The sequence below is a fragment of the Streptomyces sp. bgisy159 genome (assembly GCF_965341775.1).
Lineage (GTDB): Bacteria > Actinomycetota > Actinomycetes > Streptomycetales > Streptomycetaceae > Streptomyces.
Genome location: NZ_CBDQZH010000043.1, coordinates 23,608 through 46,763, shown reverse-complemented (window position 1 = coordinate 46,763; position 23,156 = coordinate 23,608). Strand labels below are relative to the sequence as shown.

18 protein-coding genes are annotated in these 23,156 nt (G+C 74.0%); 11 read left to right on the top strand and 7 right to left on the bottom strand.

Annotation, left to right across the window (positions count from 1 at the left end; genetic code table 11):
* Nucleotides 1-530: 530 nt before the first annotated feature.
* The 8 genes from ACSLTV_RS29685 to ACSLTV_RS29650 all read left to right on the top strand — a co-directional run bounded on the left by ACSLTV_RS29685 (nucleotide 531) and on the right by ACSLTV_RS29650 (nucleotide 11,538).
* Nucleotides 531-2,666 (top strand): protein kinase domain-containing protein, encoded by a 2,136-nt coding sequence (locus tag ACSLTV_RS29685; protein WP_435613211.1) that lies wholly within the window; start codon nucleotides 531-533, stop codon nucleotides 2,664-2,666.
* A 238-nt stretch (nucleotides 2,667-2,904) separates the two neighbouring features.
* Nucleotides 2,905-4,224, top strand: coding sequence for an FAD-dependent monooxygenase (locus ACSLTV_RS29680; RefSeq protein ID WP_435613205.1), 1,320 nt, complete (start codon nucleotides 2,905-2,907; stop codon nucleotides 4,222-4,224).
* Nucleotides 4,224-5,927, top strand: a complete 1,704-nt coding sequence (locus ACSLTV_RS29675) for a hypothetical protein (RefSeq protein ID WP_435613204.1) — start codon at nucleotides 4,224-4,226, stop codon at nucleotides 5,925-5,927. The genes ACSLTV_RS29680 and ACSLTV_RS29675 overlap by 1 nt, the downstream gene beginning before the upstream one ends.
* 282 nt (nucleotides 5,928-6,209) lie before the next feature.
* Complete coding sequence (locus ACSLTV_RS29670) at nucleotides 6,210-6,881, top strand: nucleotidyl transferase AbiEii/AbiGii toxin family protein (RefSeq protein ID WP_432138509.1); 672 nt, start codon at nucleotides 6,210-6,212, stop codon at nucleotides 6,879-6,881.
* Nucleotides 6,882-7,213: 332 nt separating this feature from the next.
* The gene (gene ctaD, locus ACSLTV_RS29665; RefSeq protein WP_435613203.1) at nucleotides 7,214-8,926 is read left to right on the top strand and encodes an aa3-type cytochrome oxidase subunit I; all 1,713 of its coding nucleotides are present in this window, start codon (nucleotides 7,214-7,216) and stop codon (nucleotides 8,924-8,926) included.
* Nucleotides 8,923-9,282, top strand: a complete 360-nt coding sequence (locus ACSLTV_RS29660) for a hypothetical protein (RefSeq protein ID WP_432138511.1) — start codon at nucleotides 8,923-8,925, stop codon at nucleotides 9,280-9,282. Before ctaD ends, ACSLTV_RS29660 begins: the two co-directional genes overlap by 4 nt.
* A gap of 239 nt (nucleotides 9,283-9,521) precedes the next feature.
* Nucleotides 9,522-10,517 (top strand): glycoside hydrolase family 11 protein, encoded by a 996-nt coding sequence (locus ACSLTV_RS29655; protein WP_435613202.1) that lies wholly within the window; start codon nucleotides 9,522-9,524, stop codon nucleotides 10,515-10,517.
* 13 nt (nucleotides 10,518-10,530) lie between these two features.
* Nucleotides 10,531-11,538 (top strand): polysaccharide deacetylase family protein, encoded by a 1,008-nt coding sequence (locus tag ACSLTV_RS29650; RefSeq protein WP_435613201.1) that lies wholly within the window; start codon nucleotides 10,531-10,533, stop codon nucleotides 11,536-11,538.
* A gap of 86 nt (nucleotides 11,539-11,624) precedes the next feature.
* Here ACSLTV_RS29650 and ACSLTV_RS29645 read toward each other — a convergent pair whose 3' ends face one another.
* The 5 genes from ACSLTV_RS29645 to ACSLTV_RS29625 all read right to left on the bottom strand — a co-directional run bounded on the left by ACSLTV_RS29645 (nucleotide 11,625) and on the right by ACSLTV_RS29625 (nucleotide 18,450).
* On the bottom strand, nucleotides 11,625-12,335 hold the full coding sequence (locus tag ACSLTV_RS29645; protein ID WP_432139616.1) for a rhomboid family intramembrane serine protease: 711 nt from the start codon (nucleotides 12,333-12,335) through the stop codon (nucleotides 11,625-11,627).
* Nucleotides 12,336-12,405: 70 nt separating this feature from the next.
* Nucleotides 12,406-13,770 (bottom strand): DUF4407 domain-containing protein, encoded by a 1,365-nt coding sequence (locus ACSLTV_RS29640; protein WP_432156336.1) that lies wholly within the window; start codon nucleotides 13,768-13,770, stop codon nucleotides 12,406-12,408.
* A complete protein-coding gene (locus ACSLTV_RS29635) occupies nucleotides 13,760-15,445 on the bottom strand; it encodes a hypothetical protein (RefSeq protein ID WP_432139614.1) in 1,686 nt (561 codons plus the stop codon). The genes ACSLTV_RS29640 and ACSLTV_RS29635 overlap by 11 nt, the downstream gene beginning before the upstream one ends.
* A 5-nt stretch (nucleotides 15,446-15,450) precedes the next feature.
* A complete protein-coding gene (locus ACSLTV_RS29630; RefSeq protein ID WP_435613200.1) occupies nucleotides 15,451-17,700 on the bottom strand; it encodes a hypothetical protein in 2,250 nt (749 codons plus the stop codon).
* An 18-nt stretch (nucleotides 17,701-17,718) separates the two neighbouring features.
* Nucleotides 17,719-18,450, bottom strand: coding sequence for a hypothetical protein (locus ACSLTV_RS29625; protein WP_432156339.1), 732 nt, complete (start codon nucleotides 18,448-18,450; stop codon nucleotides 17,719-17,721).
* Between the two features lie 287 nt (nucleotides 18,451-18,737).
* Here ACSLTV_RS29625 and ACSLTV_RS29620 point away from each other — a divergent pair, with 287 nt between their 5' ends.
* Nucleotides 18,738-19,358, top strand: a complete 621-nt coding sequence (locus ACSLTV_RS29620) for a Pycsar system effector family protein (protein ID WP_435613199.1) — start codon at nucleotides 18,738-18,740, stop codon at nucleotides 19,356-19,358.
* A gap of 39 nt (nucleotides 19,359-19,397) precedes the next feature.
* On the opposite strand, the gene ACSLTV_RS29615 is transcribed toward ACSLTV_RS29620, so the two are convergent.
* Both ACSLTV_RS29615 and ACSLTV_RS29610 read right to left on the bottom strand, forming a co-directional pair.
* Entirely contained in the window at nucleotides 19,398-20,096 is a 699-nt protein-coding gene (locus ACSLTV_RS29615) for a Crp/Fnr family transcriptional regulator (protein ID WP_432139610.1), read from the bottom strand.
* 87 nt (nucleotides 20,097-20,183) lie between these two features.
* Nucleotides 20,184-21,278, bottom strand: a complete 1,095-nt coding sequence (locus ACSLTV_RS29610) for an ArsR/SmtB family transcription factor (protein WP_432139609.1) — start codon at nucleotides 21,276-21,278, stop codon at nucleotides 20,184-20,186.
* A 131-nt stretch (nucleotides 21,279-21,409) separates the two neighbouring features.
* Between ACSLTV_RS29610 and ACSLTV_RS29605 the strand changes: the two genes are divergently transcribed.
* Nucleotides 21,410-22,639, top strand: a complete 1,230-nt coding sequence (locus ACSLTV_RS29605) for an MFS transporter (RefSeq protein WP_432139608.1) — start codon at nucleotides 21,410-21,412, stop codon at nucleotides 22,637-22,639.
* Entirely contained in the window at nucleotides 22,636-23,130 is a 495-nt protein-coding gene (locus ACSLTV_RS29600; protein ID WP_432139607.1) for a glutathione peroxidase, read from the top strand. Before ACSLTV_RS29605 ends, ACSLTV_RS29600 begins: the two co-directional genes overlap by 4 nt.
* The last annotated feature ends 26 nt before the right edge of the window (nucleotides 23,131-23,156 follow it).

Below are 23,156 nucleotides of genomic sequence, written 5' to 3'. Positions count from 1 at the left end.
TCCGCCTGTCCTGTCCGGGTCCGCCTGTCCGGGTCCGCCCTGTTCGGGTCCGCCTGTCCCGCCCCGTCCGCCGGTCCCCGGGGTGGGGCCGCGATCGGAGCCGGGTGCCCCGAACCGGCGCCCCGGGTCGGTGCGGGGCGCGGGCGCGAGACGCGGGCCCGGGAGCAGGCGTGGGTGCGCGGGCGCGGGCGCGGGTCAGGCGTTCGCGCCGGGGGCGCGTCGAGCACGGTCGGGCAAGGAGCGCGGAGGGTGGAAGAAGAGCGCGCAGAGGGCGTGGCGGGGGAAGAGGAGCGCGCAGAGGGCTTGGGGGGGTGGAAGAGGAGCGCGCAGGGCCGGAGGGGGCGTGGAGGACAGAAGGGGGGCGCGGACCGGTGACCGGACTCCCCTGACCGGCCGTCTCCTCGGCCCCGGCCACCCCTCCGCCTTCCCCGGGCGCCCCCCACCGTGGCACCGTGTGAACCGCCGCACACGTGGGGTACGCACGGGGGACGTACGGCGATGCACAGGGGGAGTGAGGCCGCGTGGCCGGGATGAAGCTCTACGCGCTGGACGCGAACGATCCTCGGTCGCTCGGCCCCTACCGGCCGCTGTGGCGGATAGCCACCGGCGGCATGGGCCGGGTGTATCTCGCTCGCCGGGAGTCGCCCGGGACCGGGACCGGTGGCAGGGCCGGTGCCGGTACCAGGGCCCGCGCCGGTGCCGGTCCCACGGGAACGGTCGTCGACCACGGGCTGGTCGCCGTGAAGACGCTGCTCGCCGAGGGGTTCGTGAGCCGGGCGGACCGGGAGCGGTTCGGCCGCGAGGCCAGACTCGCCGCCCGGGTCGCCAGCGCGTTCACCGCGACCGTGCTCGACGCGGACCCGAAGGCCGAACGCCCCTGGCTGGCCACCGAGTTCATCGCCGCACCCAGTCTGGCCGAGCTGGTCACGAGGGCCGGGACCCTGCCCGCCGGGGCGGTGCGCCGGGTCGCCGCCGGGGTCGCCCGGGCGCTGGTGGAGCTGCACGACCGCGGGGTCGTCCACCGGGACATCAAGCCGCTGAACGTCCTGCTGCCGAGGGAAGGCCCCCGGGTCATCGACTTCGGCATCTCGCACGCCCAGGACCACACGAGTTCGACCACGACCATCGGCACCTTCCCGTTCACCTCGCCGGAGCAGGCGTGCGGCAGGCGGTCCACCACCGCGTCCGACATGTACGCCCTGGGGGCCACCCTGTTCTTCCTCGCCGTCGGCCGCCCGCCGTACGCGCGCACCGACCACTCCATCGGGCTGCTCGCCCTCGTCCAGCGCGGCGAGGTGGACACCAGCGGGCTGCCCGCGGAACTGGAGCCCCTGGTCCTCCCCTTGCTGGCGCTCTCCCCGGCCGCCCGCCCCACTCCGTCCGACGTCCTGCACCACGTCGCGGCCGGCCTCGGCCGGGAGCCGTCGGCCGGGGGTGCCGAGCGGTGGCTGCCGGCGAGGTGGACCGGGCTGATCAGGGAGTACGAGGAGCAGGGACGGCGGCTGTGGGAGGAGACCCTCGCCGCCGTCCCCGCGGACCGGGACGGCGGCTCGCGCCACCGGACGCGGGAGCAGCTGGAGGTACTGCGTCAGCAGCGCCTCGCCCTGGCCCGGGAGCAGGCCGAAGCGCAGGCGGAGGAGCGGGCGGCGGCGGCGGCACGGGAGCGGGCGCGGCGGGCGCAGGAGGAACGCAGGCTCCGCAAGCGCGCGGAGAAGCAGGAGAAGCAGGAGAGGCAGGAAAAGGAGGAAGCGGAGCGGCGGCGGCAGGCGGAACGGCGGGAAGCGGAGCGCCGCCTGCGGGAGCGGGCGGAGCAGGAGCGCAGACGGCGGCAGCGGGTAGGGCAGGAACGCCGGGAGAGACAGCGCGCGGCGGCCCCACCGGTCGCCAAGCAGGCGGCGTCGGGAAGATCGTCGGGCGGCGGTGGTCTGTTCCTGGCCGCGCTGGTCATCGCCCTCCTGTTCTGGCAGCCCTGGGACCAGGGGGGCGAAGAGACCCCTCGGTCCGTGCCCACCCCGCTGTTCACCTATTCCGGCGGTGGCGGCCTCGGGGGCGGCGGGGCCCTGTCGTCGGGCGGCGGCTCCGCGGACACCGGCCGCGACCCCGACCCGGCACCCGTGCCCGACCCCGAGACCAGCTCCCCCGAACCGGAACCGGAGCCGGACCCGACGGAGGAGGCGTTCCGGAGCGTGTCGTACGGGGACTGCCTGGACGTCGTGGACACCGGCTACGGCGGGCTGACCACGCTGGACTGGAGCGAGGAGCGGCCGCGGACCACGTCCTGCGGCTACGGGACTCGGGTGAAGGTGACCGGCACCGGGGGCGGCTGCCGGTCCGGCGTGGGCAGGGCCACCTGGTCGTACTACTCCCCCGGCAGCGGGGAGCGGACCACGCTCTGCCTCGCCGGCCAGTACTACCAGGGCGACTGCCTGCTCGCCCGGCGCGAGGGCGACGACTCGGTCCGCCTGGCGATGCTGTCGTCCCCGAGGTGCACCGACCGGACGGTCCCCGCCGCGTTCAACGAGATCCTGGTGGTCACGGAGGTCTACCGGGCGGCCCCCGGTGCCGGCACCGAGGTCTGCCGCCGCGGGCAGTACGACAGGTACATCTACTGGTCGGCGAAGGTGAACGACGGCGCCACGCTGCTGTGTCTGAGGGCCTATGACTGAGCTCGGCATTCAGTGGGACGGTTGAGTGCACGCAAGCAGCCGGGCGCAGGTCAGGGCACCCGCGGCGGGGCAGACGGCCGGGGAACCGGCCGGTGCGGCGGCGCGTTGACAGGGGTGGGCCGGCGTGTTCCGATGAGCGCTGCCCGGCAGGGCCGGCGCCGTGCCGGCGGCGGCCCGGGCAGCGGACCGACGGACAGCTGAACGGGGGCGGCGCCCTCCGGAACCGGAGCGAGGAGCCATGCCGCAGCGCACCGCGACCATCGTCGGCGGCGGGATCGGGGGGCTGGCCGCGGCCGTCGCCCTGCGGCGCCGGGGCTGGCGGGTCGAGGTGCTGGAGCGCGCCCCGCGGTTCACCGAGGTCGGCGCCGGTATCTCCCTGTGGCCCAACGCGCTGCGCGCCCTGGAGACCCTGGACCTGGCCGACACCGTACGGTCCCTCGGGGCCGTCGAGGCCCTCGGCGGGGTGCGCGACCGGCGGGGCCGCCGGCTGTCCCGCACCGGCAACGCGGAGCTGGCGCACCGTTTCGGCCATCCGCTGACCGTGCTGCACCGCGCGGACCTGCTGCGGGTGCTGACCGAGGCGCTGCCCGCCGACTGTCTGCGGCCCGGCACCGAGGTCTCGGCGGTCCGCGCGGACGGCGACCGGCCGGTCGTGGAGCACCGGGCGGGCGTGTCCCGGGCCGACGTCGTGGTCGGCGCCGACGGGCTGCGGAGCGTGGTCCGCCGCGCCCTGTGGCCCGAGGCGGCCGGCCCCCGGTACGCGGGGTACACCGCCTGGCGCATGGTCACCGCGCCGCTCACCCGTCCGCCCGCCGAGGGCGCGGCGATCTGGGGCCGGGGCGAACGCTTCGGCTACACGACACTGCCGGACCGGCGGATGTACTGCTTCGCCACCGCGTCCCTGCCGGCCGGCACGGTCTTCGGCACCGGCGATCACCCTGAGCACCCCGAGCACGGCGCGCACCCCGAGCACGGCGCACACTCCGAGCACGGCGCACACTCCGAGCACGGCGCGTACTCCGAGCACCCCGTGAGGGACCGGACGGGCGCGCACTCCGAGCACCCCGAGCACGCCGAGTTGCTGCGCCGGTTCCGGGCCTGGCCGGATCCGGTGCCCGGTCTGCTGGCCGCCGTCCCGCCGGACGCCGTGCTCCGGCACGACCTGTACGACCTGCCGCCGCTGGCCACGTTCGCGCGGGGCCGGGTGGTGCTGCTGGGCGACGCGGCCCACGCCATGACGCCCAACCTCGGCCAGGGCGCCTGCCAGGCGCTGGAGGACGCGGTGACCCTCGCCCACTGCCTGGACGGCACGTCCGACGTGACTGCCGCGCTGCGCTCGTACGACCGGCTGCGGCGGGCCCGTACCCAGGCGGTCTCGCGCCGCTCGGCGCGGCTCGGCGCGATCGCCCAGCTCGCCTGGCCCCCGGCGGCGCTGCTGCGCGACACGGCGGCCCGGCTGACGCCGGCGCGGGCGACGCTGCGGTCCATGACACCCGTACTGGGCTGGACCCCGCCCGGCGGTGTCGGCGACCCGGCGCGCGGCGGGGACGGCCGCTGATGCCGGACTGGACGTACCACCCCCTGCGCGGCGCGGCCGCCGCTCTCCTTGGCCGACGCCGCTCCCAGCGCACGGCGCTGCGGCTGCTCGCCCGGATCGGCTCCCGGCCTGCCGGTGCCCGCCTGATCGCCCGCGGCTTCGGCCACCGCCATCCGCCGGTCTCGCTGGCCGGTGAGATCGCCGGTGCGCCGCTGACGGTCCGGCTCGGCATCCGCGTACCGCCGTCGCTGGCCCACGACACGGTCCACGCCATGGCGCCGCTCGGCGCCGGGGTCGTCGAGATCGGCCCGGTGTCCCCCGACGACGTGCCCGCCGTCCGCGCGGCCACCGCCACCCGCACTCTGCCGGTCGTCGTCCACACCGACGACCCGGAGATCCGCGCCGCCCTCGCCCCGCACGTCGACGGCTTCACGGGCGCCGCGGAGGATCGCACGCCGGGAGAGGAACCCGGCCCGGCGATCTCCCAGGGGGTGCGGCGCTCCCGCCCCGTCGGACCGGCGATCCCCCACCCCTTCCCGCCCAAGACGCCGGGGCGGCCGGCCACCGGGCCGCCCGGCGCCGAGGAACCCGCGCCCGCGGACCGGCCCACCGCCCCCGCACCACCCCGGGTCGTATGGGTCGGCGATCCGTGCGTCGAGGCCGCGGCGGCGGTGCTCGCGGAGCCCGGGGCCGTGGTGATCGCCCGGCCGGAGGTGCTGGTCGAGGCGGGGCCGGGGTGGTTCGCGCGGGTGGTGGAGGCGGCGACCCCGAGCGGCGGCCCGGCCCCCGGATGGCGGGACGTGGGGAGGCATCCGCGCCGCTGGCCCGCCTGGTGGTGGGCGCTGCTGGTGGGGCTCGGCATGATCACCGCCGGGGTGTGCGCGGCGGCGATCACTCTGGGACCGGTGCTGCTCTGGTACGACCGGGACTACCTCGGCATGACGCTGGACGACCTGCACGCGGTCAACCACCACCTGGTGCACTTCCTCCAGCACGACCGGATCACCATGGCCGGCACGTTGGTGTCCATCGGCACCCTCTACACCGGTCTCGCGGTGGGCGGGATGCGACGCGGCCGTCCGTGGGCCCGCGAGGTACTGCTGCTGTCGGGGGCGGTCGGTTTCCCCACCCTGTTCTACTTCCTCGCCACCGGTTACGTGGAGACCCTGCACACGGCCGCGGCCGTGATGCTGTTGCCGATGTTCCTGGCCGCTGTCCGCCGCCGTCCGCACGCGCCGCCGCACGGGCGGCGGGTGCCCGACGGCCCGGAGCGGGAGCGCCGCAGGGCGCTGGTCGGACAGCTGCTGCTGGTCGTCACGGGGGCGGGGCTCTTCGTGGGCGGGGCGGTCATCTCGGCGGTCGGTCTGACGGGGGTGTTCGTGCCGACCGACCTGACGTACCTCGGTACGGACCCGCGGGCCCTGGAGGCCGCGAACTCCCGGCTGGTGCCGTTCATCGCCCATGACCGGGCGGGCTTCGGGGGCGCGCTGATGTCGGCGGCGGTAGCGATCGTGCCGCTCGCCGCGTGGGGCTGGCGACGCGGCGAGAGCTGGGTGTTCTGGACGCTGGCGGTGGCGGGCGCCACCGGATTCCTGCCGGCGGTGGTGGTCCACGGCAGCATCCACTACACGGACTTCGTGCACCTCGCGCCGGTGTACTTCGGCATCGTGCTGACCGCCGTCGGCCTGCTGCTGTCCCGCCCGTACCTGTGCGCGAGGCGCTGAGGCCGGCTGCTGGGCGCACCGCTCCGGTGGACGGCACGACCACCGGACACCGCGGGTCGCGCTTCTCGTCCCCCGCTCCGCCTGACCTGCGCGCCCGTCCGCGCCGGCGGGCGACAGAGCAGCAGGCGGCAGACCAGCAGGCGGCAGACCAGCGGACGACAGACCAGCGGACGACAGAGCAGCAGGTGGCAGACCAGCGGGCGACAGGTCGGCGGGCGATAATCGGTCCATGGCCGTACCGCCTCCCCGCTCCGGTCCCACCGCGTGCCCCAGGGCCGCCGCGTGTCGCTGACCGAGCTGCAGCGCCGCCTGCTCACGGACGTCCTCGCCGTGGGCACGCCGTACCCGCTCGCGCTCACCGGTGGGCACGCGGTGGGGGAGCACGGGCTGGTCGACCGCGGCAGCCAGGATCTCGACGTCGCCACGGAGAGCCCCGAGGGCATGGCCGTGATCGCCGCCGCCGTGCGCGCGGGGCTGGAGGAGCGGGGCTGGCGCGTCACCGCGCTGGACGCGGACCCGCTGTCCGCCCAGCTGATGGTGGCCGATCCGGGCACCGACGAGGAGTGCGAGGTCGACGTCCACAAGGAGGCGCTGTGGCGGCCGCCGGTGGACGGCGCGTACGGGCCGGTGCTCGACCTGGAGGACGTCGTCGGCACCAAGGTGCGGGCGCTCGTGGACCGCGGTCTCGCTCGTGACCTCGTCGACGTACGGGCCGCCGCCGCGCAGTGGAGCCGCGTCGAGCTGGAGGAACTGGGCCGACGGCACGCCCGGGACGTCTTCGACCTGACCGATCTGCAGACCCGCCTGGTCGGCGCGGAGTGGCTCGACGACCGGGAGTTCGCCGCGTGCGGTCTCGACGAGGCGGCGATCGCCGGGCTGCGCCGCTGGGCGCAGGAGTGGGCGGACGACATCGCGGAGCGGCTGCAGGAGCTGGCCGGCCCCGAGGACGAGTGATCGGAGCGGGCACGCGGGGCGGGCGATCCGGCCGGCTCCGGCTCCGGCTCCGGCTCCGGCTCCGGCTCCGGGGGCAGGCGATCCGGCGGCGTCCCGAGGCGGTCCGGCCGGTCCGGTCGGTCCGGAGCGGGGCGTGTCCGGCGCGGCGAGAAGGGAGTGTGGTCCGGTCGGCCCGCACTCGCGCGGGTGAACGGCAGGGCCGAACGGGCGCATGACGGTGTGACTGCCGGGGGCGGCGGGCGAGTCTGGTGGCGAGCGCGTGGCGCGTCTGTAGCGTCGCGCCGGAACAGGTCGCTCTGGCAGCCGCGACGTCGAGCAGGAGACCAACACACGTGAGCACCCCCCATGGATCCGGGACCGCCACCGGCCGGATCGAGGAGTCGTACGAGGACGAGCTGCCGCTGCGGCGCAGGCGGCCGGGCAACGTGGTCGTGAAGTGGCTGACCACCACCGACCACAAGACGATCGGCACCCTGTACCTGGTGACGTCGTTCGCGTTCTTCAGCTTCGGCGGCGTGCTGGCCCTGATCATGCGCGCGGAACTGGCCCGTCCGGGTCTGCAGTTCATCTCCAACGAGCAGTACAACCAGGCGTTCACCATGCACGGCCTGATCATGCTGCTGATGTTCGCGACGCCGCTGTTCGCCGGCTTCGCCAACTGGATCATGCCGTTGCAGATCGGCGCGCCCGACGTGGCCTTCCCCCGGCTCAACGCGTTCGCCTACTGGCTGTATCTGCTCGGCTCGCTGATCGCCGCGGGCAGCTTCCTCACCTCGGACGGCGCCCCGAGCTTCGGCTGGTTCATGTACACCCCGCTGTCGGACGCGGAGCACACCCCCAACATCGGCGCCGACATGGGCATCATGGGCCTGGCCTTCTCCGGCTTCGGCACCATCCTCGGCGCGGTCAACTTCATCACCACGATCATCTGCATGCGCGCCCCCGGCATGACGATGTTCCGGATGCCGATCTTCACGTGGAACGTGCTGCTGACGGCCGTCCTGGTGCTGTTCGTCTTCCCGGTCCTCGCGGCCGCGCTGTTCGCCCTGGAGGCGGACCGCAAGTTCGGCGCCCAGATCTTCGATCCCGCCAACGGCGGAGCGCTGCTGTGGCAGCACCTCTTCTGGTTCTTCGGACACCCAGAGGTGTACATCATCGCCTTGCCGTTCTTCGGGATCGTCTCCGAGATCATCCCGGTCTTCTCCCGCAAGCCGATGTTCGGCTACTTCGGTCTGATCGCGGCCACCATCGCCATCACCGGTCTGTCCATCACCGTGTGGGCGCACCACATGTTCGTCACCGGCGGGGTGCTGCTGCCGTTCTTCTCGTTCATGAGCTTCCTGATCGCGGTGCCGACCGGCGTGAAGTTCTTCAACTGGATCGGCACGATGTGGAAGGGCTCGCTGTCCTTCGAGACACCGATGCTGTGGGTGGCCGGCTTCCTGGTGACGTTCCTGTTCGGCGGCCTGACCGGCGTCATCCTGGCCTCGCCGCCGATGGACTTCCACGTGTCCGACTCGTACTTCGTGGTGGCACACTTCCACTACGTCGTCTTCGGCACCGTGGTCTTCGCGATGTTCGCCGGGTTCCACTACTGGTGGCCGAAGTTCACCGGCAAGATGCTGGACGAACGGCTCGGCAAGATGACCTTCTGGACGCTGTTCGTCGGCTTCCACGGGACGTTCCTGGTCCAGCACTGGCTGGGCGTGGAGGGCATGCCGCGCCGGTACGCGGACTACCTGTCCGCGGACGGCTTCACCACCCTGAACATGATCTCGACGGCCAGCTCCTTCCTGCTCGGTCTGTCGCTGCTGCCGTTCTTCTACAACGTGTGGCGGACGTCCCGGTACGGCAAGCCCGTCGGCGTCGACGACCCGTGGGGCTACGGCCGGTCCCTGGAGTGGGCTACGGCCTGCCCGCCGCCGCGCCACAACTTCGTCACCCTGCCGCGGATCCGCTCCGAGTCCCCGGCGTTCGACCTGCACAACCCGCAGCTGGCGGCTCTCGTCATGGAGGGCGAGGACCGGCGAGCCGACCTGCGGTGAGCGGCGAGGAGCGGCGGCTGCCGGACGGCGACGCGGTCCGCGAGGGCATCGCCCGGATGGAGGGCTACCTGCTCTGGCAGGGCGAGATCGAGCAGGCGCGCGCGGAGGCCGAGTCCTTCGCGGACCGGCTCGACTGGCTGACCACCGCGCAGCGGGAGGACGTGGTCGACCTCTTCGTCCGGCACCGGCTCGATCTCTCGCAGGCGCTCCTGCGCCGTACCGCCGGCCGCGCGCTCCAGCTCCGCGAGGAGTACCAGGAGCGGTACGACTGCCTCAGAATCCGCCTCCTCGCCGTGGCACTCGCCCTGGGGGCGGCGGCGGTCTTCGTCAACTGCCTGGTGCTGCAGGTGTTCTGAGATCCGGAAACTTATCGAAACATTCGCAATCATGACTCCGATTAAGGGTCGATCCGCGCCGGGCAGACGCCTCGCGCAATTCACTGCGCGCTCCCACTGCGCACTTCATCTGCAATGTTCCCTCTTCTCGCGTCACGAACGTTTCGCAACAACCTCCGAAACTGTTGACAGTTGTCAGGGCCAGACCAACACTGTTCGCCGTTGACATGGCCCCTCGACAACGAGGAGGAACACCGCACATGCCCCACGCACCCGCAGGGCGCCTCAGGCTGCTGATCAGTTGCCTGTGTGCCACCCTTCTGGCCGCCGCGGCCGCGCTGGCGCTCCCCGGCACCGCCCGCGCCGACACGGTCGTCACCAGCAATCAGACCGGCACCGACAACGGCTACTACTACTCGTTCTGGACCGACTCGCCCGGCACCGTCTCCATGAACCTCTCGGCCGGCGGCTCCTACAGCACCTCCTGGCGCAACACCGGCAACTTCGTGGCCGGCAAGGGCTGGAACACCGGCGGGCGCCGGACGGTGACGTACTCCGGCTCCTTCAACCCGTCCGGCAACGCCTACCTCGCCCTCTACGGCTGGATGTCCAACCCGCTCGTCGAGTACTACATCGTCGACAACTGGGGCACCTACCGCCCGACCGGCACCTTCATGGGCACCGTCAACAGCGACGGCGGCACCTACGACATCTACAAGACGACCCGGTACAACGCCCCCTCGGTCGAGGGCAACAAGACCTTCGACCAGTACTGGAGCGTCCGGCAGCAGAAGCGGACCGGCGGCACCATCACCACGGGCAACCACTTCGACGCCTGGTCCCGCGCCGGCCTGCGGCTGGGCAGCTTCAGCTACTACATGATCATGGCGACCGAGGGCTACCAGAGCAGCGGCAGCTCCAACATCACCCTCGGGAGCGGCGGTTCCGGCGGTGGCGGCGGTGGCGGCGGTGGTGGCGGTGGCGGTGGCGGCAGTTGCACCGCGACCCTCTCCGCCGGCCAGCAGTGGGGCGACCGCTACAACCTCAACGTCTCGGTCACCGGCTCCAGCAACTGGACCGTCACCATGAACGTCCCCTCCCCCGCCCGCGTCCTGTCCACCTGGAACATCAGCGCCACCTACCCCAACTCCCAGACCCTCGTCGCCAAACCCAACGGCAGCGGCAACACCTGGGGCGTCACCATCCAGCACAACGGCAACTGGACCTGGCCCACCGTCTCCTGCGCCACCGGCTGACGGGAGGACGCCGATGAGACTCCGACTCCGTCCCCTGCTCGCGAAACTGGCGGTCGCCGCCGTGGCCGTGGCAAGCACCCTGACCCTCCACGCCCCGCCCGCGCAGGCCGCGGCCTGCAACGGCTACGTCGGACTCACCTTCGACGACGGCCCGTCCGGCAACACGGCCGGCCTGCTGAACGCGCTCCGGCAGAACGGGCTGCGGGCCACCATGTTCAACGAGGGCCAGTACGCCGCCGCCAACCCGTCCCTGGTCAGGGCGCAGGTCGATGCCGGCATGTGGGTCGCCAACCACAGTTACACCCACCCCCACCTCACCCAGCTCGGCCAGGCGCAGGTCGACTCCGAGATCTCCCGGACCCAGCAGGCCATCGCGGCGGCGGGCGGCGGCACACCCAAGCTGTTCCGGCCGCCGTACGGCGAGACCAACGCGACGGTGCGGTCCGTCGCGGCCAAGTACGGCCTGACCCAGATCATCTGGGACGTGGACTCACAGGACTGGAACGGCGCTAGCACCGACGCCATCGTGGCGGCGGCCGGCCGGCTCTCCGACGGCCAGGTCATCCTCATGCACGACTGGTCCGCCAACACCCTCGCCGCCGTCCCGGGCATCGCCCGGACCCTGGCCGCCAAGGGACTGTGCGCGGGGATGATCTCCCCGCAGACAGGACGCGCCGTCGCCCCCGACGGTGGCGGTTCCGGCGGCGGCGGCGGCGGTGGCGGTGGTGGCGGTGGCGGTGGCGGTGGCGGTGGCGGCAGTTGCACCGCGACCCTCTCCGCCGGCCAGCAGTGGGGCGACCGCTACAACCTCAACGTCTCGGTCACCGGCTCCAGCAACTGGACCGTCACCATGAACGTCCCCTCCCCCGCCCGCGTCCTGTCCACCTGGAACATCAGCGCCACCTACCCCAACTCCCAGACCCTCGTCGCCAAACCCAACGGCAGCGGCAACACCTGGGGCGTCACCATCCAGCACAACGGCAACTGGACCTGGCCCACCGTCTCCTGCGCCACCGGCTGAGGTCCGCACACCCGGAAGGGCCGGTTCCGCGAGAACCGGCCCCTCCCCGGGATCACGGCGGGCCGACCCGCCGAAGGCCGGGGCCCTCAGAGCAGTCCCAGGTCCTTGAGCTCCTTGTGCAGGTCGGCCCGGGAGCCGGTGCCGCCGGCCGCGGGGCCCGGGGCGGCGGACCGGTCGGCCGCCGGTTCGACGGCCTTCGGGGTACGGCGGCGGGCCCCGCGGTCGCGCAGGAGCCAGGCGCCGAGCACGCCGCCCACCAGACCGCCCAGGTGGGCCAGCCAGCTCACCCCCGGCGTGCCGGGAACCGCGACCGTGAGGAGATAGGCGAAGGACGCCGCCATGACGAGGCCGATCAGCGTGTCGATGAGATGCCGGTCGAAGAGACCGCGCACCACGACGTACCCGAAGTAGCCGAAGATCAGCCCGCTGGCGCCGACCGTCTCCACGTCACCGCTCTCGAACAGCCAGACCGCCATGCCGCTGGTCACCGCGACGAGCAGGGTCAGCCCCAGGAACCGGGCCACCCCCCGGTACGCGGCGAGGAAGCCGAAGACGAACAGCGGCCCGGAGTTGCTCTCGATGTGCGCCCAGCTCCAGTGCAGCAGCGGGGCGGTGAGGATGCCGGGCAGGGCGCCCACCTCGCCGGACTCCACACCGTACGCCCGGGACAGGCCGTAGTCGTCGGCGACGTTCGCGACCTGCACCGCCCAGACCACGGCCACCAGCGCGAACACCACGAAGAACGCCTTGCGCGCCTCCGCGATCATCCGCTTCTCGGGATCCACCACGTCCGCCACGGCCCTCACCCCGTTCCCTCCGCGCGGCTCCCCCGGCCGCGCGTCGCCTCCCCGGCACTCTACGGTGTCGTCATACCCGCCTCGCCCGCAGGATCCGCTCCGTGCGGGCGTCCAGTTCGGCGCGCTCACGGGCGGCGCGCTCGGCCTGGGCGCGCTGGTAGGTCTCCTCCAGGCGCCGCTTGCGGTCGGCGGTGTCCTGCTGGACGGCGTGCCGCCGCACGTCGTGCTCCAGGCGGGCGCAGGCGTGCTGGAGCTGGAGCTCGTCGGAGTGGAGCCGGCGGGTGGCGGTGTAGCGGGCGCCGAGGAGCGTGTCGTAGGTGGTGTGGCCGCTGAGCACCTTCACCATGACCGGCATGGCGTCCAGGCAGAGCAGCAGTAGGTGCAGCACGACGGTGAGGAAGAGGGCGAAGCCGTCCGCCTCGGCGACCTCCTTCAGGCCGTGGGCGCGGGTGAGGATGCCGTCGGTGTCGAGGGCGTCGGCGCGCCGGGCGGTCTTGTCGTCGATGGCCTTCTGCAGCTGCGGCTGGTAGGCGTCGGCGGCGGTGTCCTTGCGGGCGGCCAGCGTCCGGCCCTCGGTGACCAGGTCCTTCAGCTGTTTCTCGTACGCCTCGATCCCGCTGTCGGCCAGGTACTTGGTGCGGGCCGCGCGGGCCCGCTCACAGGTGATGGTGACGTCCCGGACGCCGCCCCGGATGATCCAGTACTTGGGTCCGCACAGCTCCTGCTCGGTGGCGAGCTTCTTGTCGTGCTCCTTGTGGATGGCGTCGACCTGGGCGCGCAGCGCCACCGTGCGGTCGGCGTTGCTCTTGATCTGCCGGTCCAGTTCGGCCGGGGAGCCGGCCACCTTCAGCTGGAAGTCCCCGCACTCGGCGCGGCCGCTGGTGTCGGCGCCGTCGGTGGGGTTGCAGGACACGAGCATGCCCTTGTAGTCGGCGACCTGCCGTTCGTTGCCGACTGATATCTCCTGGCGGATCTCCTTGTCGAAGATCTGGAAGAGGATCGGCTCGGCGATGAACAGGCCGAGCAGCACCGACAGGAAGAACCGGACGGCCAGCGTCCACCGGCGCACCGAGGTGCCGTGCGTGGAGGACACCAGCCAGCTGTCCAGGGCGAGGACCACCCAGAACCAGATCACGGCGACCACCGCGACCACCGCGAGCGGCAGGTCGGAGCGGAAGCTGCCGAGGGCGAGGGACATGGAGACCGCACCGAGCAGGGCGGTGTTGACGACGAGCACGCCGTACCAGGTGTAGCGGGCGCGTTCCTCCGGCACCCAGTCCAGCAGCGGTTCGTCGATGCCGATCAGCCGGCGCAGCCGCGGGGCCGGGCCGTCGGCCGGCGGGGCCGGACGGGCGATGTCCGCCGCGGTGTCCTGGGCGGTCCGCGTGGTCCGCGCGGCCTCGGCGGTGTGGCGGAACGAGGTGTCACTGGCCAAGGTCCGCCTCCTGGATGTCCGGGTCGGTTCCGTCGTCGCCGTCGTCGCCGTCGTGGCCGGCGTTCCCGCCGGCCGGCGCGTGCGTCGCACCGGCGGCGCGCGATGCCCTCTGCGCGCCCGGCGTGCGCGCCGCGCCACCCTCCGCGAGAGCGCCCTTCACGCCCGGCGCGCGCGACGTGCTCGCGCCCCCCTCGGCGATCGCGCCCTTCGCGTCCGCCGCGGGCACCTCGCTCCCGCCGGCCGACCGCGGGCCGGGGCCCGACGGGCGGTACGGCACATCGCCGACGCCGTTGATGAAGGCGCCCGGGTCGTTGCGCGCGCTGTCGAACAGGCCCCGGTCGATGGCCTGGCGGCCCAGGTCGGCGCGGACCGACAGCTGCTCCTTCGCCCACTCCCGCTCGTACGCCTGTGCGCGTTCGGCGTCCGCGCGCTCCTCCGCGCGCCGGCGCCGCTCGTCCTCGTGGCGCAGGTCCCAGCGGCGGGCCTCCTCCTGGCGCCGGGCGGAGGTGTCCTCGCGGCGCTCGCGGCGCTCCAGCTCCTGGCGGCCGTCGTCCCGCTCGACCTGCCAGCGCACGTCGTCCCGGTCGAAGGCGCGGCGCGCCATGTCTCGGTCGAAGTCGAGCCGCTGCCGCTCGTCGGCCCGGGTGACCCGGCGCTCCTCGGCCTCGTGCAGCCGCTTGGACAGGTCGTCGGCGGTGATGTCGCCCTTGTGCCAGGCCAGGAAGTCCGCGGCGAGCGGGTTGGTGCCGATGAGCCGGAAGTCCTCTTCGAGCTCGGCGCGCACGAACCGGTTCTGCCGCTCCTGCCGGGCGAGGTCGTACTCCTGCTGTTCGGCGCCGGCGAGCCGGTCGTAGCCGGTGCGCACGGTGTCGAGCTCCTGCCGGCCGCGCTCCTGGTCCAGGTCCTCCACCTGGCGGTGGCGGCTGCGGCCCAGTTCCTCCTCGTGCCGGTTGGCCTCCTCCCGCTTGGCGCGCAGGGTGCGGATCTCCTCGCGCTTCAGCTCCAGCTCGGCCTCGCGCAGCGCCCGGTCCAGGGCCGCCTGCTGGTTGAGTTCCTCGCGCTGCCGGGTGAGTTCCTGCTCACGGCGGTTCTTCGCCATCTCCTCCATGAGCGCGGTCATCTCGGCCGGCGTGTACACCTCGACCACACCGTGCCGGGTGCTCATCCCGGACACCTGCGCGGGCCGCATCTCGTGGTACGCGGTCAGCCGGGCGTCGATGCGGGCGCGCAGCTCGGCGGTGGCGCGGATCGGCAGGTCGGCGCCGTCCTCGGTCAGCCCGGGCACCTCGCGCAGATGGGCCAGCAGCAGCGCCTCCACGTCGGTGACGCCGTCGCGGACCACCGCGCACGGGTCGGTGACGGTGCAGTAGAACGACGTCCGCAGAGTGAAGTCGTCCGCCTCGGCGGAGGGTATCCGCGTCTCCACGACGACGGGCACCTCCACCCGCCGGTCGACGACCGTGACCGAGCTCGCCCCGACCACCACCGGGTCGTCGGCGCGCAGCTGCCCGTGGTCCTCGACGTAGTCCTCGCCGACCCGGAACACCCGCACGTGGTGCGCGGCGAGCCGGGGCAGCTCCTCGTCGTCGCGCGTGGTGCGCTTGCGCAGCAGACCGCCGCGCCGCTCCGCCCGCCCGTACTCCCGCTGCTCGACCAGCGGGTATGTCTCAGCCATGCCTGTCAGTCCTCCGTGCTCAGTACGGCGGTGAGAAAGGTGTCGATCAGGGCGGCGACGGCCGCGTCGGCGGACGCGGTCAGGTGCCGCAGCTCCTCGCACAGCCGGGTCCGCTCCTCCTCGGGCAGCACCCTGCCGAGCGCCCCGCCGAACCGCTCGGCCACCTCGGCCGGCCGCTCGGACACGGGGGGCAGCTCGCGCAGGGTGGCGTACAGCCCGGCCAGCGCCACGCCCCGGCGCGGCCGGTGGTCCAGGACCGCCGCCCACAGCCGGCCGATCCGGTCGGTCTGCCGCGGGTCGCGGTCCAGCAGGACGGCGCAGACCAGCCGTCCGGTGCGGGTGTCCCGGGCGCGCAGCACGGTCAGTACGGCGCCGAGGGTGTTGCGCTTGTGCGGTCCGGTCAGCGTGTCCCGCTGGGCGCGAACCTGCTGGGCGAGCGCCCGGAACACCGCGCCGGTGTCCTCCCCGCACTCGGCGAGCACCGCGACCAGCCCCGCCAGCGCCAGGGCGCCCTCCCCGCGCCGCAGCACCAGGCGCAGCAGCATGGTGACGGCGTCCGACGGGAAGCGCACGCCGAGCGCCCCGCTGAACGCGGCGGCGCCCGAGGACCGCAGCACCGGGTCGGCGGAGCGCGACCAGTCCCGGGCGACGCCCAGCGCGGTCGCGGCGAGGCTCTCGTCCAGGCACATGCACTGCAGCACCAGGGTGGCCGTGGACTGCCCGGCGCGGCCCGCCTCCCCGGCCGCCCACGGGTACAGGTAGTTGCCGACGACCTCGTCGAAGGCGGGCAGCGCCAGCAGGGCCAGACCCTGGGCGACCGACAGCTGCAGATCGAGACCGGGCTGTTCGGCGACCAGGTCCGTCAGCCAGTCCCGCACCCCGTTCCAGTACGGCGTGGAGCGGCGGTTCCACAGCTCCTCCAGCACCCACTGCCGGTACTGGGGGAACGGGAAGACCAGGGCGGTGCGGGTCAGCGCGCCGTGCTTGCGCCGGTCCACGGTGACCAGGGTGTTCTCGGTCAGCGCCAGCCTGCGGTCCGCGGCCCGGGCGGCGGCGGCCGCCCGCTCCTCCTCGGTGCGCGGCGTGGCGAACGCGCCCTCGACCCGCCGCTCCAGCCGCTCCTGGCAGGTCTCGAAGCCGCGGTAGTCGGCGCCGTACACGAACGCCAGCGTGGTGATCTCGGCCCATTCCTGCGGTGTGCGGGGCTCGGCGAACCAGTCGCGCACCGGCTGGGCGGCGCGGCTGCCGTACTCCCGCCAGACCACGTCCGGTTCGGCGCCCGCGGCGATCCGCTCGGCGGCCGCGGCCACCTCGCCGATCCGGCAGCCGTCCGGGAGCCCGGCGACGGCCGTGTCGACGACGTCCCCGGTGCAGCCGGCGCGCACCAGCCGCAGCCGCAGCGCCGCCGCCAGGTCCGGCGGACGCCACGTGACATGGCGTACGGACTCCACGCGGGCGGCGTCGTCGCCGTGCACGGTGGTGACGACGAGGTGCGCGCCGTGCTCGCGGACGGTGTCCCGCACCCGGCGCCAGTCGAAGTCGGCCGTCTGGGAGGAGGTCTCGTTCATCCGGTCGATCAGGACGTAGCCGACGCCCTTCTCGAACGCCACCTTGCCGCCGGCCAGGTCGTCCAGGCTGCGGCCGGGGGACAGCACCACGTATCCGGTGCGCTCGGCGACCTCGGCGACCAGCGCCACCGCCCCGGACCGCTTGCCCGAGCCGTGCGGGGCGACGAGGACGACGACACCGTCGGTCTCCAGGGCGTCGACCGCCGCCGCGAAGCAGCCGGGGGGCCTGACGTAGGGCGCGAGGATGGCGTCGGCCTCCTGCGCGTCGAGCCGGCCCACGGCGCGGCGGCGGGCGGCGCGGCCGGGGGCGGCGGAGGCGGTGCCGATGCCGAAGGTTCCGGCCGCGGCGGTGAGTTCGCCGTAGAAGTACTGGTTGACGTTGTTGTAGTGGACCTCGCCCGGGGAGGCGTCGTCCTCGCCGGGTGCGGCGGGTGCACCGGGTGCGGCGGAAACGTCGGCTGCGTCGGGCGGCTTCGTCCGCTCGGGCTCCTCGGGCGGCTTCGGCTGCTCCGGCTGCTCGGACCGTTCCGGCGGCTTCGGCTGTTCCGGCCGCTCGGACCGGTCCGGCGGCTTCTTCTGCTCGGAGGGGACGGGCTGTTCCCCCGCCCGCTCGTCGGGCCGCTCGACCGGCCGATCGGGCCCCGCGGTGGACGCGCCCTGGGGTGGGTCTGCTGCTTCCTCGTTCATTCTCAACCGTCACTCAGGTCACTTGGAGATCCCGAAGACGGCCCACGGGGCGTGCACGGTTCCGTTGAACGACTGAACTACCGTGTCCGTGGGAGCAGTTGGCGCACTCCGGGGGCGCGCGTCGGATGCTTCACCACCCCCGGCCGCCACCGCCGCCCCCAGATCGAGCGCCCGCACGTCGTACCCCGGCACCCGGATCCAGGCCCGTCCCGCGTACTCCTTCTCCACGATGTCCACCTCGCGGAACTCCTGCACGCCCATGGTGGTGTACGCCTCGCCGATCACGTCGTTGAAGACGACGGAGGAGACCGCGAGGGCCAGACAGGCGTCCGGCGCCGCGTCCAGGGCCGCCCGCAGCACCTTGCTGTCCAACAGCCGGCCCGTCTCCACCGGCCCCCGGCCCTCGAAGCCGTTGGCGGCGCGCGCGGCCGGCCCGAAGTGCACGACGACACGCAGCCGCAGCCACGCCTGGCGCACCCGGTTGCGGTTGAACTCCCGCAGACCCGCTTCGAGATGCCGCATGAAGGTGTCCACGAGATCGGGCTCCGAGGCGCCCGGAGGCAGCACGGCGAACACCGAGTCCCCGCCGACCTGCGTCTCCCACCGCTCCCGCGCCAGCCCGGCCGCGGCCGCGGCCTCGGCCAGCAGCCTCTGGATGGCCTCCTGGAACTGCCGCTGCGTGACCACGTCGGCCCCGCCGTAGCCCTTGGCATCGACCGACAGCAGCAGTCTGCGACCGAACGTTCCCATACTCGAACTCCCCGCTCCCGAACACACCGGCGCCCGCTCCCCCCGGGCGGGCGCCGGTATGCCAGTCGTACACGCCGCGCACGCCCGGGACCCCGTCGAAATACGGGATGCGGAAGAGTGCGGAACTTACAGCGGGCAAGACAAGTTACGGACGAGTTCCGCCGGTTGCTCCTCATCACGGGCGACGGCCCCGGCGAATCCCGCAGAAATCCCAGGTGCCGCGCCCCGCGACGGGGCTCACTGGGGTGCAGCGCACCGAGCCGGAGCCAGAGCCACCAAGGAGCCCCATGCCGTCCCTCGACAGCCGCCCGGACAGCCGTCCCGCCCAGTTCATGTTCAGCTCGCTGCAGGCCACCCACCAGCACGCCGACACCAAGGCCGGGATCCTCGCCGCCGCGCAGGCCGCGCTCGTCGGCACGGCCGGCTCGTGGAGCCCGTCGGCACTGGACGCCGCCGCCGGCGGCGGGCCGACGGGTGTACTCGCGGCAACGCTGCTCGCCCTGTTCGTCTGCGCCATGTTCGGCGGCGCCGGCTTCCTCGCGGCCACCCTGCGCCCCCGCGTGCAGCGGCCCGACGGCGCCAACCGCTACAGCTTCGCCCACCTCGCCACCGGGGCCGACATCCTGCCGCCCACCCGGCCCGGCCTTCTCCCGTCCGCCCAGCCCGGCTCTTTCCCTCCCGCCCAGGCCGCCTCCTTCCCTCCCGATCAACCCGGCCTTGTCCCGCCCGCATCCGCCGCGGCCGTCGCCGCGGTCGACGAGGAGCGCGGGGAGCTGTCCCGGACGATCCGCTTCCTGTCCCAGGTGGCTCTGCGCAAGTACCGCTGTGTCACCGGCGCGGTGACCTGCACGGCGGTGATGGGCGTCTGCGCGGGCCTGCTCGTCGTGCTGCGGCCGCTGTGGGGCTGACGAGGCGCGCGGCACGCGCCGGTGTCCGGCTGATTCCCGTCAGCCGTCCGGCGCGAGGTCGCCGAGTTCCCGGAGCCGGGCGAGGTCGCGGATGAGGGTGGAGGCGTAGCCGGTCTCCAGCAGGCCGTCCCGGCGCAGTTCGCGCAGGCCCTTGTGGACGGTGGTCTCGGCGGCACCGGTGAGGGCGGCCAGCTCCGGCTGGGTGAGCCGGCAGCCGAGGACCATGCCGCCGTCGGCGGGGTGCCCGTAGGTCGTGGCCAGCTCCACCAGGAGCCGGGCCAGCCGGACCTTGGCCGGGTAGCCGCGGAAGTCCAGGCGTCTGCGGTTGGCCCAGCGCAGCCGGTCGGCGATGATCCCGGTCAGCGCCAGATGGATGTCGGGGCGGCGGGCCAGCAGGGCGTGCAGCGCGGCCGGCTGGAGCAGCCGCGCGGTCAGCGGGCCGCACGCCGTGACCGTGGCCGAGCGGGGCGAGCCGTCCAGCGCGGCCATCTCGCCCACGGTGTCCCCGCCGACCCGTACGGCGAGCAGCGACTCCTCACCGTTCTCCACGCGCGCCGTCACCTTGGCGAAACCGCCGAGCAGCAGCAGGACATGACGGTCCCGGGCGCCCTCGTGCAGCAGCACCTCGCCCGCCTCGAACGGCGTGCGCACCCCGGCTGCGAGCAGTTCCCGCCGGGCCTCCTCCCGGACCGCGCCCAACAGGCTGCGTCGGGGCCACTGCACAGAGCTGTACGGCATGAGCGGACCTCCCCGGCCGAAGCGGCCGAATCTCGCGCGCTTCCCGCACCGCATCCTGCCCGCTGTCGCCCGCCCGCGGCAGGCGAATCACACGCCCGGTCCCCCGGGACCGACCGCCGGTTCCCCCGTCGGTGCCGCCGGATCCCCCACCGCCGCCACCGCCCTCTCCCCCGCAGCACCGGAGGCCCCCGCCCCCGCCGCCCCCGCGGCCCCCGGCGCCGCCCGGGCCGCCTCCACCAGAACCTCCCCGGCCGGCGTCCGTGAGTACAGGACGGACCGGCCGGCCCGCCGGCGCTCGACGAGCCCGGCGTCGCTGAGGATCCGCAGGTGCCGGCCGACCGAGCCCAGCGCCTGCCCGGTCAGGGCCACCAGGTGGGTGGTGCTCAGCGGGCCGGCCAGCAGCACCAGTACCGTCGCCCGGGCCGGCCCGAGCAGCGCGCCGAGGGCGGCCGGGACCGCCCGGCCCCGCGCGTCACCGGCCAGCGCGCCCCCGCACGGGTAGACCACCGCGTACCGCTCCCGTCCCTCCCACGACACCCAGCCGGTCACCGGCGTCACCGGCACGAAGACCAGCTCCGCGCCCGCGATCTCCCGCGGCGGGTACGCGTGCGGGTTCACCTGGAACCGGCTCTCCCCGAGCCAGCGCGTGCCCGGCCGCAGCGAGTCGAGGACCGCCGCCCAGCCGCCCCGGCCGACCTGCACGGTCCGGGCGACCACATCGGCCTCCAGGACCCGGCGCCGCCGCTCCCAGGACGGCCGTACCGTCCGCTCCCACACCCACTCCAGCAGCAGCGCCGCCCGCTCCGGCAGGTCGTCCCGCCGCAGCGCGTCCGGCAGCGGCCCGTCCAGGGACGTCCGCAGATGCGCCCGGGCGTCGGCGGGTAGCACCGACCGCACCCGGTCCACCACCGCCGCAAAGTCCTCCCCGGCCCGCGGTGTCGGCGTGAGGAAGTCCGCGATCCAGGTGCGCCCCAGCCCGGCGCGGACCAGCAGCGCGGTGACCGGGTCCGCCGCCAGCCGCCGCCGGTACGCCGGCCCGTACGCGCGCAGCCACTCGGTCTCGCCGGGGTGCGCGGCCACCCCGCCGTGCAGCAGCTTCAGGCACGCGAAGGTCTCCGCGAACGGCGACACGACGAACCGGCTGCGCGCCAGCGTGTCCGCGTTCAGCTGCCACCAGCCCATCCCGGCCCCCTCCCGAGCCCGTCCCCGAGCCCCGTCCCGCACCGGTACCGGCACGGCCCCACTACGGCACCGGCTTTCGCACCGGCGCGAAACATTAACCCCGCTCCGGCGGCCCCTCCCAGACTCCCCCCATGCGTTACACCGACCTGCTGCGCACCCCCGAGTTCCGTCCCCTCTTCCTCTCCTCCGCCGCCCACACCGCCGCCCAGACCCTCGCCGGACTGGCACTGGGCACGCTCGTGTACCGGGCCACCGACTCGCCGTTCCTCGCCGCGGTGAGCATGTTCGGGCCGGCCCTGGCACAGGTCCTCGGCGCCACCGTGCTGCTGTCCGGCGCGGACCGCCTCCCCCCGCGCGCCGCCCTGGCCGGCGTGTCCACCGCCTTCGCGGCCGGTACGGCGATCCTGGCGGTCCCCGGCCTGCCGCTGTGGGGCGTGTTCCTGACCGTCCTGCTCCAGGGCCTCATCGCCGCGCTCGGCGGAGGAGTCCGCTGGGGCCTGCTCCACGAGATCCTGCCCGGCGACGGCTATCTGCCCGCACGTGCCGTCTTCAACATGATGCACGGGCTCACGCAGATCACCGGCTACGCGGCCGGCGGTGCCCTGCTCGCCCTCCTCACCCCGCGCACCGCCCTTCTCCTCGGCGCGCTGTTGTACGGGGTGGCCGCCGCCGTGGCCCGGCTCGGCCTGGCCCGCCGCCCGCCCCGGGCGCAGGGCCGTCCCTCCCCCGCCGAGACCTGGCGCACCAACGCCCTGCTGTGGTCGGCCCGCCCGCGCCGCCTCGTCTACCTGGGCCTGTGGCTGCCCAACGGGCTGGTCGTGGGCTGCGAGTCGCTCTTCGTGCCGTACGCCCCCGACGCTGCGGGCACGCTGTTCGCCTGCGCGGCGCTCGGCATGCTGGCCGGCGACCTGACCGTGGGCCGCCTGCTGCCGCCCCGGGTCCGCCGCCGGGCGGCGACCCCGCTGCTGCTCCTCCTCGCGGCGCCCTACACCCTGTTCGTGCTGCACCCCCCGCTTCCCCTCGCGGGCCTGTGCGCCGCCGTCGCCTCCACCGGGTTCGGCGCGAGTCTCGTCCAGCAGGAACAGCTGATGGCGCACACCCCGCCCCACCTGACCGGCCACGCGCTGGGTCTGCACTCCTCGGGCATGCTGACCGTCCAGGGGCTGGCGGCGGCGCTGGCGGGAGCGACGGCTCAACTCACCTCGCCCGCGGCGGCGATGGCGCTGACGGCCGTCGCGTCGGTCACGGTGACGTTGGCCCTGGCCCTGGCCCATGCGCGGGCGGGGACGGGGACGGGAGCGGGGGCGCAGGGCACCGCGCGGTCGGCCTCGGACGCCCCGCGGATAGCATCCGACACATGACCACTGAATCCCCCCTCTCCGTAGACATAGCCGCGCTGCAGGGCGGCACCGCCGACCTCGCCCAGTACGCCGGCAAGGCCGTCCTCGTCGTGAACGTCGCCTCCAAGTGCGGCCTCACCCCGCAGTACACGGGGCTGGAGCGCCTCCAGGAGCGCTACTCCGCGCAGGGCTTCACCGTGCTCGGCGTGCCCTGCAACCAGTTCCTCGGCCAGGAGCCCGGCACCGCCGAGGAGATCGCCGAGTTCTGCTCGGCGACGTACGGGGTGACCTTCCCGATGACGGAGAAGGTGGAGGTGAACGGCGCGGGCCGGCACCCGCTGTACGAGCGGCTGGCCGGGTTCGCCGACGCCGAGGGGCACAGCGGGGACATCCGCTGGAACTTCGAGAAGTTCCTCGTCGGCCGGGACGGCACCGTGGTCGCCCGCTTCTCCCCGCAGACCGAGCCGGAGGCCCCGGAGGTCGTCGCGGCCATCGAGGCCCAACTGGGCTGAGCCGTACGGATTGACCTTGCCCCTGG

What these genes read in the sequence shown, in the direction of transcription:
- ACSLTV_RS29685 (WP_435613211.1), top strand. Translation starts at nt 531, where the DNA reads ATGAAGCTCTACGCGCTGGACGCGAACGATCCTCGGTCGCTCGGCCCC.
- ACSLTV_RS29680 (WP_435613205.1), top strand. Translation starts at nt 2,905, where the DNA reads ATGCCGCAGCGCACCGCGACCATCGTCGGCGGCGGGATCGGGGGGCTG.
- ACSLTV_RS29675 (WP_435613204.1), top strand. Translation starts at nt 4,224, where the DNA reads ATGCCGGACTGGACGTACCACCCCCTGCGCGGCGCGGCCGCCGCTCTC.
- ACSLTV_RS29655 (WP_435613202.1), top strand. Translation starts at nt 9,522, where the DNA reads ATGCCCCACGCACCCGCAGGGCGCCTCAGGCTGCTGATCAGTTGCCTG.
- ACSLTV_RS29650 (WP_435613201.1), top strand. Translation starts at nt 10,531, where the DNA reads ATGAGACTCCGACTCCGTCCCCTGCTCGCGAAACTGGCGGTCGCCGCC.
- ACSLTV_RS29635 (WP_432139614.1), bottom strand. Translation starts at nt 15,445, where the DNA reads ATGGCTGAGACATACCCGCTGGTCGAGCAGCGGGAGTACGGGCGGGCG.
- ACSLTV_RS29630 (WP_435613200.1), bottom strand. Translation starts at nt 17,700, where the DNA reads ATGAACGAGGAAGCAGCAGACCCACCCCAGGGCGCGTCCACCGCGGGG.
- ACSLTV_RS29625 (WP_432156339.1), bottom strand. Translation starts at nt 18,450, where the DNA reads ATGGGAACGTTCGGTCGCAGACTGCTGCTGTCGGTCGATGCCAAGGGC.
- ACSLTV_RS29620 (WP_435613199.1), top strand. Translation starts at nt 18,738, where the DNA reads ATGCCGTCCCTCGACAGCCGCCCGGACAGCCGTCCCGCCCAGTTCATG.
- ACSLTV_RS29615 (WP_432139610.1), bottom strand. Translation starts at nt 20,096, where the DNA reads ATGCCGTACAGCTCTGTGCAGTGGCCCCGACGCAGCCTGTTGGGCGCG.
- ACSLTV_RS29610 (WP_432139609.1), bottom strand. Translation starts at nt 21,278, where the DNA reads ATGGGCTGGTGGCAGCTGAACGCGGACACGCTGGCGCGCAGCCGGTTC.
- ACSLTV_RS29605 (WP_432139608.1), top strand. Translation starts at nt 21,410, where the DNA reads ATGCGTTACACCGACCTGCTGCGCACCCCCGAGTTCCGTCCCCTCTTC.
- ACSLTV_RS29600 (WP_432139607.1), top strand. Translation starts at nt 22,636, where the DNA reads ATGACCACTGAATCCCCCCTCTCCGTAGACATAGCCGCGCTGCAGGGC.